Source organism: Pseudomonas sp. Leaf59, assembly GCF_920984685.1.
Taxonomy (GTDB): domain Bacteria; phylum Pseudomonadota; class Gammaproteobacteria; order Pseudomonadales; family Pseudomonadaceae; genus Aquipseudomonas.
Genome location: NZ_CAKLBR010000001.1, coordinates 194708 through 209956, shown reverse-complemented (window position 1 = coordinate 209956; position 15249 = coordinate 194708). Strand labels below are relative to the sequence as shown.

Annotated in this window: 11 protein-coding genes; 8 read left to right on the top strand and 3 right to left on the bottom strand. The window is 62.2% G+C overall.

Annotated elements, in window-relative coordinates:
• Positions 1–148 precede the first annotated feature (148 nt).
• From LUB09_RS00760 to LUB09_RS00740, 5 genes are all read left to right on the top strand, one after another.
• Positions 149–3643 (top strand): response regulator, encoded by a 3495-nt coding sequence (locus LUB09_RS00760; protein ID WP_209982013.1) that lies wholly within the window; start codon positions 149–151, stop codon positions 3641–3643.
• Positions 3644–4474 (top strand): CheR family methyltransferase, encoded by an 831-nt coding sequence (locus LUB09_RS00755; RefSeq protein ID WP_015372059.1) that lies wholly within the window; start codon positions 3644–3646, stop codon positions 4472–4474.
• Positions 4471–5070, top strand: coding sequence for a chemotaxis protein CheB (locus LUB09_RS00750; protein WP_209982011.1), 600 nt, complete (start codon positions 4471–4473; stop codon positions 5068–5070). The genes LUB09_RS00755 and LUB09_RS00750 overlap by 4 nt, the downstream gene beginning before the upstream one ends.
• On the top strand, positions 5064–6257 hold the full coding sequence (locus LUB09_RS00745) for a hybrid sensor histidine kinase/response regulator (protein ID WP_209982009.1): 1194 nt from the start codon (positions 5064–5066) through the stop codon (positions 6255–6257). Before LUB09_RS00750 ends, LUB09_RS00745 begins: the two co-directional genes overlap by 7 nt.
• A gap of 78 nt (positions 6258–6335) precedes the next feature.
• A complete protein-coding gene (locus LUB09_RS00740) occupies positions 6336–6713 on the top strand; it encodes a response regulator (protein WP_057009991.1) in 378 nt (125 codons plus the stop codon).
• 27 nt (positions 6714–6740) lie between these two features.
• Here the strand turns inward: LUB09_RS00740 and LUB09_RS00735 are convergent, their stop codons facing one another.
• The 3 genes from LUB09_RS00735 to LUB09_RS00725 form a co-directional block, all read right to left on the bottom strand.
• The gene (locus LUB09_RS00735) at positions 6741–8411 is read right to left on the bottom strand and encodes an ATP-binding protein (RefSeq protein WP_231421292.1); all 1671 of its coding nucleotides are present in this window, start codon (positions 8409–8411) and stop codon (positions 6741–6743) included.
• Positions 8408–9910, bottom strand: a complete 1503-nt coding sequence (locus tag LUB09_RS00730; RefSeq protein WP_209982005.1) for an ATPase domain-containing protein — start codon at positions 9908–9910, stop codon at positions 8408–8410. The genes LUB09_RS00735 and LUB09_RS00730 overlap by 4 nt, the downstream gene beginning before the upstream one ends.
• Before the next feature lie 434 nt (positions 9911–10344).
• Positions 10345–11403 carry a HEAT repeat domain-containing protein gene (locus tag LUB09_RS00725; RefSeq protein WP_209982002.1) on the bottom strand — a complete coding sequence of 353 codons (1059 nt, stop codon included), beginning with the start codon at positions 11401–11403 and terminating at the stop codon, positions 10345–10347.
• Between the two features lie 208 nt (positions 11404–11611).
• On the opposite strand from LUB09_RS00725, the gene LUB09_RS00720 reads away from it, so the two are divergent.
• From LUB09_RS00720 to LUB09_RS00710, 3 genes are read left to right on the top strand one after another with little or no spacing between them, the layout of a single operon-like run.
• Positions 11612–13261: an AMP-binding protein gene (locus LUB09_RS00720; protein ID WP_231421291.1), complete on the top strand. Its 1650-nt coding sequence runs from the start codon at positions 11612–11614 to the stop codon at positions 13259–13261.
• Positions 13262–13283: 22 nt separating this feature from the next.
• Entirely contained in the window at positions 13284–14051 is a 768-nt protein-coding gene (locus LUB09_RS00715) for an SDR family NAD(P)-dependent oxidoreductase (RefSeq protein WP_231421290.1), read from the top strand.
• Between the two features lie 9 nt (positions 14052–14060).
• On the top strand, positions 14061–15245 hold the full coding sequence (locus tag LUB09_RS00710; RefSeq protein ID WP_231421289.1) for an acetyl-CoA C-acyltransferase: 1185 nt from the start codon (positions 14061–14063) through the stop codon (positions 15243–15245).
• Positions 15246–15249 lie beyond the last annotated feature (4 nt).

Below are 15249 nucleotides of genomic sequence, written 5' to 3'. Positions count from 1 at the left end.
TGTAAGTAAGCTGACGAAACTGGCGGTAAGAGGTGTGGGATTTATGCATCGAGCCCGTACTGTTGCGTCAAATCAGCGCACAAACATAGCCTCGGCACCCGATATTCGGGCAAACTCCCGGTTTTTCCGTATTGGCCAAGGCATGCCCATGACTCCTGCGTCATCCGTCGATGAAAAGAGCTTCCGTACCCTGCTGGGCCGAAACGTCGCGTTACCCTTAAGCGTCGGCGTACTCAGCGCGGTGTTTTTCGTCTGCCTGATCACCTATCTGCTGTCGGTGATCCAGTGGGTGGAGCACACCGACCGGGTCATCAACAACCTCAATGAGTCGTCGAAACTGACAGTGGATCTGGAAACCGGCCTGCGTGGCTTTCTGATCACCGGCGACGAGCATTTTCTCGACCCCTACGAAGTGGCCAAGCCGCGCATCATTGGCGACCTGCGTAACTTGCAGGAGCTGGTGGCGGATAACCCGCAGCAGGTGGACCGCCTCAAACGCCTGGAAGCGATGCAGGGCGAGTGGAACAAGTACGCCCAGTCGATGATCGACCTGCAGCGCAACAGCGGTGACTACCGCTCGGCGGTCAAGGCCGGTCGGGGCAAGGGCCTCACCGATGCGATCCGCCAGGAATACGCGGATGCGGTGGCGATGGAGCAGCAGTTCCGAATCGCGCGCAACAAGGACGTCACCCGTACCACCATTGTCAGCGTTGCGCTGTACCTGACATTCGTATTGGGGCTGAGCGGTTTTCTTGCCTATATCGGCCGCAGGAATTTGGTAGCGTTATCAGATAGCTACAGCGCAAACCTCGCGTCGCAACAGAAGATTGCGCGGCGTCTTGAGCAACAGGCCTGGCTGCGCAACGGCCAGACCGAACTGGCCGAGCAGGTCCTCGGCCAACTGACCCTGAACATGCTCGGCCGCAATATCCTGCAGTTCTTTGCTCAATACATGGGCTCTGCCGTGGCTGCGTTGTACGTGCGTCAGGAGCACGGCGGTCTCAAGCGTGTGGCCACTTATGGTTTCTCACGCGAGCAGGAACAGCACGAACAGTCGATCTACAGCGACGAAGGCATCGTTGGGCAGGCCGCCCAGCTTGATCGCCTGATTCGCCTGGACGATGTGCCGGTGGATTACTTCAAGGTCAGCTCCGGGCTGGGCGAGGGCTCGACGCGCAGCGTACTGGTGGTGCCGACCAGCGACGAGGACCGTGTCAACGGTGTGATCGAACTGGGTTTCCTGCGCCCCCTGGATGAACGCGACGTCGAGCTGCTGGAACTGATCGCCGGCAATATCGGCACCTCCATCGAAGCTGCGCGCTACCGTCAGCGCCTGCAGGAAGTGCTCGCCGAGACCCAGCAGCTCAACGAAGAGCTGCAAGTGCAGCAGGAAGAACTCAAGACCGCCAACGAAGAGCTCGAAGAACAGTCACGCATCCTCAAGGAGTCCCAGGCCCATCTGGAAACCCAGCAGGCGGAGCTGGAGCAGACCAACGAGCAGTTGGCCGAGCAGACCCAGACCCTGTCCGAGCAGCGTGACGCCATGGACCGCAAGAACATTGAACTCAACCAGGCCCAGCTTGAACTCGAAGACCGCGCCGACGAGTTGCAGCGTTCGAGCAAATACAAGTCCGAATTCCTCGCCAACATGTCCCACGAACTGCGTACGCCGCTCAACAGCTCGCTGATCCTGGCCAAGTTGCTGGCCGAGAACCCTCAGGAAAACCTCAGTGCCGAACAGGTCAAGTTCGCTGAGTCGATCTATTCGGCGGGCAACGACCTGCTGAACCTGATCAACGACATCCTCGACATCTCCAAGGTCGAAGCCGGCAAGCTGGAAGTGCGTCCGGAAACGTCCAGCGTGGCGCGTCTGGTCGAGGGTTTGCGCGGGATGTTCGAGCCGCTGGCCGCCGACCGCAAGCTGGGTTTTCAGGTGGATGTACAGCCCGGTGCGCCGGCCATGCTGTTTACCGACCGCCAGCGCCTGGAGCAGATTCTCAAGAACCTGCTGTCCAACGCGGTCAAGTTTACCGAGCAGGGTGAGGTCAGCCTGTCGGTGTCCCGTGCGCAGGATGCGGGCATTGCCTTTACCGTGCGCGATTCGGGCATCGGCATTGCGCCGGACCAGCAGGAAAGCATTTTCGAAGCCTTCCGCCAGGCCGACGGCACCACCAACCGCCGTTACGGCGGCACCGGCCTGGGCCTGTCGATTTCCCGCGACCTGGCCGCGTTGCTCGGCGGTTATATCAGCGTGACCAGCGAGCCGGGCAAGGGCAGCGTGTTTACCCTGGTCTTGCCTGAGCACTACGTGGAGCGCGAAGCCGATGCGCCGCTGGCAGAGCAGGCGCGCCAGCCGCTGGCCGCCGCGCCTGCGCCGGTCAAGGTCTCGCCGCTGCCGGTGGCCGATACCAGCCAGATCCCGCGCTTTGCCGACGACCGCGACAAGGCGCCGTTCACCACCCGCTGCATCCTCGTAGTGGAAGACGAGCCCAATTTTGCGCGGATCCTCTTCGATCTGGCGCATGAACTGGGCTACCACTGCCTGGTGGCCCATGGCGCGGACGAAGGCTACAGCCTGGCGGCAGAACTCATTCCCGACGCGATCCTGCTCGACATGCGCCTGCCGGACCATTCCGGTCTCACCGTGCTGCAGCGCCTCAAGCAGAACGCCGGCACCCGCCACATCCCGGTGCACGTGATTTCCGTGGAAGACCGCGTCGAAGCGGCGATGCACATGGGCGCCATCGGCTATGCGGTCAAACCCACCACCCGTGAAGAGCTCAAGGATGTGTTCGCGCGTCTGGAGGCCAAGCTGACGCAGAAGGTCAAGCGTGTGCTGCTGGTGGAAGACGACGACCTGCAACGCGACAGCATTGCTCGCCTGATCGGCGACGATGACATCGAGATCACTGCCGTGGGCTTTGCCCAGCAAGCCCTGGACCTGCTGCGCGATCATATCTATGACTGCATGATCATCGACCTCAAGCTGCCGGACATGCTCGGCAACGAGCTGCTCAAGCGCATGGCCACCGAAGATATCTGTTCGTTCCCGCCGGTGATCGTCTACACCGGGCGCAACCTGACCCGAGATGAAGAAGCCGAACTGCGCAAGTATTCGCGCTCGATCATCATCAAGGGCGCGCGTTCGCCGGAACGTCTGCTGGACGAGGTCACACTCTTTCTGCACAAAGTCGAATCCCAGCTGTCCCATGAGCGCCAGACGATGCTCAAGACCGCGCGCAGCCGCGACAAGGTGTTCGAAGGCCGCAAGATCCTGCTGGTGGACGATGATGTACGCAATATTTTTGCCCTCACCAGTGCGCTGGAACACAAGGGCGCTGTGGTGGTGATCGGCCGAAACGGCCGCGAAGCCATCGAACGGCTCGATGAAGTCGAGGACATCGACCTGGTGCTGATGGACGTGATGATGCCGGAGATGGACGGTTACGAGGCCACTGCGTTGATCCGCCAGGACCCGCGCTGGAAGAAGTTGCCGATCATTGCGGTCACCGCCAAGGCCATGAAAGACGATCAGGAGCGCTGCCTCGCCGCAGGCTCCAATGACTACCTGGCCAAACCGATTGACCTGGACCGGCTGTTCTCGTTGATTCGCGTGTGGCTGCCGAAGATGGAACGCATTTAAGTGGAGCGCAGTTTCTTGGACAAAAGCAGCGACATTGAGCTGCGCCTGTTGATTGAGGCGATTTACCTCAAGTACAGCTACGACTTTCGCGATTACTCGGGCGCGTCGGTCAAGCGCCGTGTGGCCCATGCGTTGCGTCAGTTCGACTGCGCGACCATCTCGGCGCTGCAGGAGCGGGTGCTGCACGATCCGTCGGCGTTCATGCAACTGCTGCAATTTCTGACGATCCCGGTGAGCGAGATGTTTCGCGACCCTTCGCACTTTCTCGCGATCCGCCAGGAAGTGGTGCCGCTGCTCAAGACCTACCCGTCGATCAAGATCTGGATTGCCGGCTGCAGCACGGGGGAGGAGGTGTACTCCATGGCGATCCTGCTGCGTGAGGAAGGCTTGCTCGAGCGCACGATCATCTATGCCACCGATATCAACCCGGCGTCGCTGGACAAGGCCAAGCAGGGCATCTTCTCCCTGGAGAACGTGCGCGCCTACACCGCCAACTATCAGCAGGCCGGCGGCCAGCGCTCATTTGCCGACTACTACACGGCAGCCTACGATTACGCGATCTTCGACAAGACACTGCGTGAGAATGTGACCTTTGCCGATCACAGTTTGGCGACCGATAGTGTATTCTCCGAAACTCAATTAATTTCGTGCCGTAACGTGCTGATTTACTTCAATAAAAAATTGCAGGATCGCGCGTTTGGGCTGTTCCATGAATCGCTGTGTCATCGCGGCTTCCTGGTGCTGGGCAGCAAGGAAACCCTGGATTTTTCCGCCTACAGCAAGCAGTTCGAGCCTTTGGTCAAACAGGAACGGATCTACCGCAAATCATGAACGACGCCGCAGCCAACCCGATTCGCGGGATTGAAGCCATCGTCGTCGGCGCGTCCGCTGGCGGTGTCGAGGCGTTGCTTAGCATATTTGGCGAGTTGCCCACGGGCTTCGGCCTGCCGATCATTGCCGTGCTGCACCTGCCGGACGAGCGTCGCAGCCAGTTGGCCGAAGTGTTCGCGCGGCGCCTGCGCATCCCGGTAAAAGAAGCGCGGGACAAAGAGCTGATCGAGGCCGGCACCCTGTATTTTGCCGGGCCCGGCTATCACCTCTCGGTGGAGCAGGATCGCAGCCTGTCCCTGAGCCAGGAGGACCGCGTGCACCATTCCCGGCCAGCCATCGATTACCTGTTTGCCTCGGCTGCCGACGTGTACGGCGCCGGCCTGCTGGCGATCCTGCTCACCGGCGCCAACCAGGACGGCGCGCGCGGGCTGGCCCATGTCAAGCAATCGGGCGGCACCACGGTGGTCCAGGACCCCACGGAAGCACGCATCGCCGTGATGCCGCTGGCGGCCCTGGCCCTGCACACACCTGATCATATTCTGACTATGGGCCGAATCGGCTCATTGCTGGCTTCCCTGGAATCTTCCCCATGTTAAGTACCGTCCAGGCCAAACTGCTGATCGTCGACGATCTGCCGGAAAACCTGCTGGCCCTCGAAGCGCTGATCAAGCGTGAGGATCGTCACGTCTACAAGGCGTTGAGCGCCGATGAGGCCTTGTCACTATTGCTCGAACACGAGTTCGCCATGGCGATTCTCGATGTCCAGATGCCCGGCATGAACGGCTTCGAGCTGGCCGAGTTGATGCGCGGCACCGAAAAGACCAAGAACATCCCGATTGTGTTCGTCAGTGCCGCCGGTCGCGAGCTGAACTACGCGTTCAAGGGCTACGAAAGCGGCGCCGTGGACTTCCTGCACAAACCGCTGGATATCCATGCGGTGAAGAGCAAGGTCAACGTGTTCGTTGACCTGTATCGCCAAAGCAAGGCCATGAAGCTGCAGGTCGAAGCCCTCGAACGCAGCCGCCGCGAGCAGGAACTGCTGCTGACGCGCCTGCAGGCGACCCAGGCAGAGCTGGAGCAGGCAGTGCGTATGCGCGATGACTTCATGTCGATCGTCGCCCACGAAGTGCGGACGCCCCTCAACGGCCTGATCCTGGAAACCCAACTGCGCAAGATGCACCTGGCCCGGGACAACGCTGCGGCGTTTACCCTGGACAAGATGCACGCGATGGTCGATCGCGACGAGCGGCAGATCCGCAGCCTTATCCGGTTGATCGAAGACATGCTCGATGTGTCGCGTATTCGCACCGGCAAATTGTCGATTCGCCCGGCGCCTTTTGACCTGGCGCAGTTGGTGAGCAGCCTGGTGAACAATTTTGCGCCGCAGGTAACTGCCGCCGAGTCGTCCATGCAACTGGTGGTCGACGGGCCGGTGGAGGGGCATTGGGACGAATTTCGCATTGAACAGGTGATCAACAATCTGCTGACCAACGCGTTGCGCTACGGCGCCAAGAGCCCGGTGCACGTGCGGGTATACGCCGAGCATGGCGAGGCACGCGTGGAAGTGCGCGACCACGGCATTGGTATCAGCGAAGAGAACCAGAAGCGCATCTTCCAGCAGTTCGAGCGCGTTTCGGCCAGTCATGCAGCGGCCGGACTGGGCCTTGGGTTATTCATTTCCGAGCAGATCGTGGCAGCCCATGGCGGCACCATCGAGGTGGAGAGCCAGATAGGCGAGGGCGCCTTGTTTCGCGTGTGTCTGCCTCTGCAGGCGGCGCCCTGAAATCAATCGTCAGCTCAACGCAACCTCTGCTTGACCCCATGGTCGTAATTGCAGCAATTGACCGGACATAGGCTTCCCATGAGTGAAGATGCACAAGACGTCGTACTGATCGTCGAGGACGACGAATCCATTATGTTTGTGCTGGGTGAATACCTGGCAGGCCTGGGTTATCGGGTATTGAAGGCCGTCAACGGAAAAGAGGCGTTTGAAATTCTCGCGACCAAGCCGCACCTGGACCTGATGGTCACCGACTACCGTCTGCCCGGTGGCATCTCCGGGGTGCAGATCGCCGAGCCAGCTCTGAGGGTACGGCCGGAATTGAAGGTTATCTTTATCAGCGGTTACCCGCAGGAAATCCTCGACTGTGACAGCCCGATCACACGCAATGCGCCGATCCTGGCCAAGCCGTTCGATCTGGATACGCTGCAGGAGCATATCCAGCGGCTGCTGGCCTGACAGCCGAAGGGCTGCTTTCATGCAGCCCTAGGCCTGGATCATTTCCCGAACCTTGGCGGTCAACAGGTCAAAGGTGAATGGCTTGGTGATCAGTTGCATCCCAGGGTCGAGAAACCCGCCACGCACCGCCGCATGCTCGGCATACCCGGTAATGAACAGCACCTTCAACCCGGGTCGGATCTGCCGGCCAATCTCAGCCAACTGGCGTCCATTCATGCCCGGCAGACCGACGTCGCTGATCATCAGGTCAATGCGTTGCTCGGACTCGATGATCGGCACCGCCGTGACAGCGTCCACCGCCTCGACGAATCCATAGCCCAACTCCTTGAGCACCGCGCTGACCAACACGAGTACGGCGGGGTCGTCCTCGACAATCAGCACCGTTTCGCCGGCATTGGCGTACGGCAGCAGCGTCGGATTGGTGGCCTCCTGCGCGGCGATCTCACCGGCAAAGCGCGGCAGGAACAGGCTGACGGTGGTGCCTTTGCCCACTTCACTGTGGATGGTCACATTCCCGCGAGACTGGCGGGCAAAGCCGTAGATCATCGACAAGCCAAGGCCTGTGCCCTGGCCGATCGGCTTGGTCGTGAAGAAAGGATCAAACACTCGGCCTATCACGTTGTCGGGTATGCCACAGCCGGTATCGCTGACGCTTAATTCAACGTAATCGCCGGGCTGCAGGGTGCCGTAGGCGGCGGTAAACACGCTGTCCAGATGGCGGTTGGCGGTTTCGACCGTCAGGCGGCCGCCGCCCGGCATCGCATCGCGCGCGTTGAGCACCAGGTTGAGCAGCGCGCTTTCCAGTTGATTGGGGTCGGCTTCGGCGGTCCAGAGCGGGCCGCTGAGGCGCATGTCAAGCGCGATGCTTTCATTGATGCTGCGTTGCAGCAGCTCAGCCATCGAGTTCACCAGTTGGTTGATCTCCACAGGCTTGGGGTCCAGCGATTGGCGACGGGAGAAGGCGAGCAAACGGTGGGTCAAGCCGGCGGCGCGGTTGGCCGAGGTGACGCCCAGGTCGATCAGGCCATCGAGGTCGTCGAGCTTGCCCCGTGCAATGCGCCTTCGCAGTAATTCCAGGCTGCCGATGATGCCCGTGAGCATGTTGTTGAAGTCGTGGGCAATGCCGCCGGTCAACTGGCCGACCGCTTCCATTTTCTGCGACTGGCGCAGCGCGTCTTCGTTGCTGCGCAGTTGTGCAGTACGCTCCTCGACTTGCTGTTCGAGGGTTTCGAGGGTGCTTTGCAGGCGCTGCTCGCTTTCGCTCAAGTCAATCAGGCGGTCACGGGCTTCGTATTGGCGGCGGCGGCCGCGCAGTGCGGCGCTCACCAGGCTGATCAGCGTGACCGGATGAAACGGCCGTTCCAGAAAGGTCACGTTACCCAACAGGCCGCTCAGGTGCGATGAGCCGTTTTGTTCGGTGCCGCCGTGGTGGGTCATCAATACGATCGGCAGGTCCGACCAGGCGGGTTGTTGATGCAGGTATTCAAGCAACGGTTCGAGGTCGACGCCGCGCAGGGCTTCCGCCGCAATCACCAGCAAGCCGGCGCCTTGTTCAAGTGCCTCGCACAAGGCGCCCAGGTTGGCGGCGACGATGCCACTGTAACCGGCTTCGTTGAGCATCATCAGCGCCAGTGAGCTGTCACGGCCGACGGGGGCCAGGATGATTGCCCGCTCGGAGACAGGGGAAAGACTGGTCACTGGCCCTCTTCCTTGAGCAGGGGAGAGCCCGCGCCCATGTAGGTAGGGATACCGCGCAATACGCCCTGGAAGTTGTCGAGGGGCTCACCCACGGTCAGCCCGCGCCCGCTGATGCGGTACTCGCGAATCGACGATTCATGGGCGCCGGTGCGTTTCTTGATGATCGAAATCGCGCGGCGGACCTTGCCCAGTGCCTCGAAGTAGCGCAGCAAAATTACGGTGTCGGCCAGGTAGGTGATGTCCACGGGTGTCTGCATATCGCCGACCAGCCCGTGCTGGGCAACCGTCATGAAGGTCGCCGCGCCTCGGCGGTTGAGGTACAGCAGCAATTCATGCATGTGCAGGATCAGCGCGTTCTCTTCCGGCATCGCGGCCTGATAGCCGTTGATGCTGTCGATGACCACGGTTTTGATGCCGCGCTCGTCGACGCAACGGCGCACCCGGTGCGAAAACTCGCCAGGCGACAGTTCGGCGGCATCTACTTGTTCGATCAACAGGTTGCCGGTCGCTTGCAAGGCGGCCAGGTCGATGCCCATGTTTTTCATGCGTTCAAACAGCAGGCCCAGCTCTTCATCGAAGATGAACAGCGCGGCTTTTTCGCCACGCGCCACTGCGGCGGCGGCGAAGACCATCGAAATCAGCGATTTGCCGGTACCGGCCGGGCCAAGGATCAGGCTGCTGGAACCGGTCTCGACACCGCCGCCCATCAGCGCATCCAGTTCAGGAATGCCGCTGCTCAGCGTCTCTCGTACGTAACCGCCACGGTGCTCGGCGGCCACCAGACGCGGGAACACATGGATGCCGTCCTGCATGATGGTGAAATCGTGAAAACCGCCACGGTATTTCTGGCCCCGGTACTTCACCACGCGCACGCGGCGGCGCTCGGCGCCGTAGCTGGGCGTCAGCTCCTCCAGGCGAATCACGCCGTGGGCCACGCTGTGCACGGTCTTGTCGAGGGATTCGGTGGTGAGGTCGTCCAGTAGCAACACGGTGGCGTCGTAACGCACGAAGTAGTGCTTGATCGCCAGAATCTGCCGGCGATAGCGCAACGAGCTTTGGGCCAGCAGGCGAATTTCCGACAGCGAGTCGATCACCACGCGGCTCGGCTTGACCCGCTCGACGACCTCAAAGATCTGCCGGGTGGCTTCACCCAGTTCCAGGTCGGAGGAGTACAGCAGGCTCTGCTGATGGTCGGCGTTGAGCAGGCTTTCGGGCGGGGTGAGCTCGAAGATATGAATATTGTCATCCAGGTCCCAGCCGTGGGACTTGGCACCCTGGCGCAATTCACGCTCGGTTTCCGACAGCGTGATGTACAGCGATCGCTCGCCGTTTTTGGCGCCCGCCTGCAAAAAGTGCAGGGCTACGGTGGTCTTGCCGGTGCCAGGTTCGCCTTCCAGCAGGAACAGGTGGCTGCGCGATAGCCCGCCGCAAAGAATGTCATCAAGACCTTCAATGCCGATGGCCGCCTTTTCACTGAACAGCTCGTTGGATGTAGACAAGAAGTGCCCTCAGGTCACGTACAGATAGAGGGCGTGCCCGCTTGGCACGCCATAATCTCTTGACCGTAGCGGCCTGTAGCCGTTCCGCGAACTTGCGATTATGTGCTGTGGGCGACTCTCGGTTGCTGTGTGAAGCAGGTCTAACGGTGCAAAGCAGGTCCTTAATGTGGCGAGCGGGCTTGTTGTGTTGTGGCAAACGGGACCTGTTGTGGCGATCGGGCTTGTCGTGGCGAGCGGGCTTGCCCCGCGTTGGGGTGCGAAGCGCCCCCAATCGAGCAAAACGCGGTGTACCTGATACGGCTCAGCGCCTGTCTTTGGGGCTGCTGCGCAGCCCAACGCAGGACAAGCCTGCTCGCCACAGGGAATCTGCGCTTAACTGATTGGCATTCGGGCAAGCCCGCTCGACACAGCAGGTCCGTTTGCTGCGAGGTTTTTTACAGGCCTTGCTGCAACGCGGGGTCGTCGGGGTTCTGTTGCTCAAGCTGCGCGAGCAATATCTGCACGTTCTGCAACTGCCCGCTCTCTTTCCAGTAGTTGACCAGCAGCACCCGCGCCTTGCGGTTGGCCGGGTGGCGCTGGATGATTTCTTCCAGCTGGCGCTGGGCCGCTTCCAGTTCGTCCTGGGCGTGCAGGGTGGTGGCGAGGTCGTAGCGGTAATCCTGATTGTCCGGCTCCAGTTCGATCGCTCTGGACAGGCCGAGCAGTGCATAAGGCCGCTCGCCGTGGTGCAGCAACCACATGCCGAGCGCATGCTGCAAATAGGCCGATTCCGGGTGCGCCGCCAGTTGGCGCCCGAGCAATTGGCGGGACTCGTCGGTCTTGCCCTGTTTGTCCAGCAGTTCAATCTGCGCAACCACGGCTTGCAGGTTGTCCGGCTGCAGACGTATTGCCTGCTCCAGCGCATTTTGCGCATCCGGCAGCAGGGCACTGTGAATGTACAGGCGCGCCAGTTGAATCCAGCCCTCGGCGGTTTCGGGCTCGGCCTTGAGCTTTTTCACGAACTCATCGAGCACTTGCTGCAACGGGCCGAAGTACAGGCCCAACGTGTCCGGCGAGAGGCCGAGCAAGGCATTGGCGGCGGCAAAACGAACCTCCTGCTCCGGGTCGTCCAGCGCCGGCCCGAGCAGCAGGGTGCGCTGGCCGGTGGGCACCAGGCCGACAATGCTGTGAATGGCCGCTTCGCGTACCACGGGCGAGTCGTCAAGCAGGTCTTTATCGGCCAGTTTCAATGCCTGGGGGCTGGGGTAGTTGGGCAGTTCGGCATGCAGGGCGGCGCGGCGTTCCGGCGACAGGTCCGGGCGGCCCAATTGCTGGTACAGCACCCGCGCCGCGCCCGGTTCGCCGTTGTGTGCCTGCCGCAGCGCCTTGGCATATCCATGGGCAATCGCAGGCGGCACCGCCGTCGGGGTGGATCGGGAGAAATACCAGGTGATCACTACAATAAACAGCAGGGCGCACAGGCCGGCAATCGAGTAACGGCGTGACTTTGACATGCGGGCGTCCAGAAAACGTGAGCGACTGTTACAAGGCCGTCAGCTTCGACCAGACCACGGCAGGTGTCAAACCTGTGTCCGCTCCCACGCGCAATGGCCAAACCAGTCAACTATCTTGAAGGCTTTGACCATTGCCGCTGCAACACTCTGACGCCACTATTTCTGCTGTTGACGCCCTGAAAATAAAAACACAGAGGGATTTGAAGCGATGCGTGACTATCTGTCTGCGATCACCGAGTTCGATTACCCGCGTACCGTTGACGCGGCGCTGGCCGGCAACCTGCAGGCCCTCAACGCCTGCGTGGAATGCTGTGACCGCCACGCGCTGCCGGGGCGCATCGCGCTGTTCTGGGAGGGCCGGGACGGGCGCAGCGCCACGGTGACTTTCAGCGACCTGCAGGATCAGGCGGCACGCTTCGCCAATTTCCTCCTGGCTCAGGGCATAAAGCGCGGCGACAAGGTCGCGGGGCTGCTGCCACGCACCGCCGAACTGCTGGTGGTGGTGCTCGCCACCTGGCGCATCGGCGCGGTCTACCAACCGTTATTTACCGCCTTTGGCCCCAAGGCCATCGAGCACCGCTTGAACAGTTCCGGCGCGGCGCTGGTGGTCACCGACGCGGTCAACCGCCCCAAACTCGCTGACGTCGACGCTTGCCCGACCATCGTCACGGTCACCGGCCCCAAAGGCGAAGGCCTGGTGCGGGGCGACTTCAGTTTCTGGGCCGAGCTGCCCAATCACGCCCATCATTGCGAGCCGGTGATGCTGGGCGCGGACGAGCCGTTCCTGCTGATGTTTACCTCGGGCACCACCGGCCCCTCCAAGGCACTGTCGGTGCCGCTCAAGGCCATCGTCGCGTTCCAGAGCTATACCCGTGACGCCGTGGACTTGCGGCCCGAAGACGCCTTCTGGAACGTCGCCGACCCGGGCTGGGCCTACGGCATCTATTTCGGCGTGACCGGGCCGCTGTCCATGGGCCACCCGATCACCTTCTACGATGGACCGTTCACCCTCGAAAGCACCTGCCGGGTGATCAACAAGTACGGCATCACCAACCTCACCGGCTCGCCCACGGCCTACCGTTTGCTGATTGCCGGCGGCAAGCAGTTCGCCGAATCGATCAAGGGCCGGCTGCGCATCGTCAGCAGCGCCGGCGAGCCGCTGAACCCGGAAGTGATCCGCTGGTTCGCCGACAACCTGGGCGTGACCATCCACGACCATTACGGCCAGACCGAACTGGGCATGGTGCTGTGCAACCATCACGGGCTGACGCATCCGGTGCACGTGGGCTCAGCCGGCTTCGCTTCGCCGGGCCACCGTATCGTGGTGCTGGACGATGACTGCCGGGAATTACCTGCCGGCCAGCCGGGCATCCTGGCCATCGACCGCGAACAATCGCCGATGTGCTGGTTTGCCGGTTACGACGGCGTAAACACCAAAGCGTTCGTCGGCAAGTACTACCTGAGCGGCGACACCGTAGAGCTGAACCCGGACGGCAGCATCAGTTTTGTCGGGCGCAGTGACGATGTGATCACCACGTCCGGCTACCGCGTCGGCCCGTTCGACGTGGAAAGCGCCCTGGTGGAGCACCCGGCAGTGGTCGAAGCGGCCGTGGTCGGCAAGCCGTGCCCGGAGCGCACCGAGTTGGTGAAGGCGTTTGTGGTGCTCAACGAGCAGTACCGTGCCACCCCGGAACTGGCCGAAGAGCTGCGCCTGCATGTGCGCAAGCGCCTGGCGGCCCATGCGTACCCACGGGAAATCGAATTTGTCAGCGACTTGCCCAAGACCCCGAGCGGCAAGCTGCAACGCTTCATCCTGCGTAATCAAGAGATCGCCAAGGCCCAGGCGGCCGTGGCGTGATCCACTTTTCAAGGAAACCATGATGCAGATTGAAAACAAGGTGTTTCTGGTCAGCGGCGGTGCCTCGGGCCTCGGCGCGGCCACGGCCGACATGCTGGTGGCGGCGGGTGCGAAAGTGATGCTGGTGGACATGAACGCCCAAGCCGTCGCCGCCAAGGCCGAACAGCTGGGCGAGCGTGCACGCAGCGCCGTGGCCGATATCAGTCAGGAAGCTGCCGCCCAGGCGGCCGTGCAGGCGGCGGTCGACGCGTTTGGCGGCCTGCATGGGCTGGTCAACTGCGCCGGTGTGGTGCGCGGCGAGAAAATCCTTGGCAAGGACGGTCCTCACGGCCTGGCGAGCTTTGCCCAGGTGGTCAACGTCAACCTGATCGGCAGCTTCAACCTGCTGCGTCTGGCGGCGGCAGCGATGGCCAACAGCGACGCCAATGCCGACGGCGAGCGCGGGGTGATCATCAATACCGCCTCGGTCGCCGCCTTCGACGGGCAGATCGGCCAGGCGGCGTATGCCGCGTCCAAAGGCGCCATCGCCAGCCTCACATTGCCGGCCGCCCGTGAGTTGGCGCGTTTCGGGATCCGCGTGATGACCATCGCCCCCGGCATCTTCGAAACGCCGATGATGGCCGGCATGACCCCCGAGGTGCGTGATGCCCTGGCCGCCGGCGTGCCGTTTCCGCCGCGCCTGGGCAAACCTGCCGAGTACGCTGCGCTGGTGCGGCACATCATTGAAAACAGCATGCTCAACGGCGAGGTGATCCGTCTGGACGGCGCCTTGCGCATGGCAGCCCGCTAAGGAGGTCTCATGAACGATCCGATTGTTATTGTCAGCGCCGCGCGCACGCCCATGGGCGGGTTCCAGGGCGACCTCAAGGGCTTGACCGCGCCGCAACTGGGCGCCGCCGCGATTCGTGGGGCACTCGAACGCGCCGGGATTGCCGCAGACGGCGTCGACGAAGTGCTGTTCGGCTGCGTGCTGCCGGCGGGCCTAGGCCAGGCGCCGGCACGTCAGGCCGCGCTGGGCGCCGGCCTGGACAAGGGCACCCGCTGCACCACCCTGAACAAGATGTGCGGTTCGGGCATGCAGGCAGCGATCCTGGCGCACGATGCCTTGCTCGCCGGCAGCGCCGAGGTGGTGATTGCCGGCGGCATGGAAAGCATGTCCAACGCGCCGTACCTGCTCGACCGCGCCCGCAGCGGCTACCGCATGGGCCACGGCAAGATGCTTGACCACATGTTCCTCGACGGCCTGGAAGACGCGTACGACAAGGGCCGGCTGATGGGCACATTCGCCGAAGACTGCGCCCTGCATAACGGCTTTACCCGCGAAGCCCAGGACGCCTTTGCCATTGCCTCCCTGACCCGCGCACAGGAAGCGATCAGCCACGGCAGTTTTGCCGCCGAGATCGTCCCGGTGCAGGTCACCGTGGGCAAGGAGCAGCAAACCATCCTGCATGACGAGCAGCCGCCCAAGGCCCGACTGGACAAGATAGCCAGCCTGAAACCGGCGTTCCGCGAAGGCGGCACGGTGACTGCAGCCAACTCCAGCTCGATTTCCGACGGCGCGGCGGCCTTGCTGCTGATGCGCCAATCCGAAGCTGACAAGCGCGGGCTCAAGCCTCTGGCAGTCATCCATGGCCATGCGGCGTTCGCCGATGAACCAGGGCTGTTTCCGGTGGCGCCGGTAGGGGCGATTCGTAAGCTGATGAGCAAGACCGGCTGGAACCTCGACGAAGTCGACCTGTTCGAGATCAACGAAGCGTTTGCCGTGGTCAGTTTGGTCACCATGAGCACGCTGCAGATTCCCCACGGCAAAGTGAATATCCACGGCGGTGCCTGCGCCCTTGGCCACCCGATTGGCGCCTCCGGCGCGCGGATCCTGGTGACGTTGCTTTCGGCGCTGCGCCAGCAAGGCCTCAAGCGCGGTGTGGCCGCCATCTGCATCGGCGGCGGTGAAGCCACGGCCATGGCCGTCGAATGCCTGTATTAAGGAA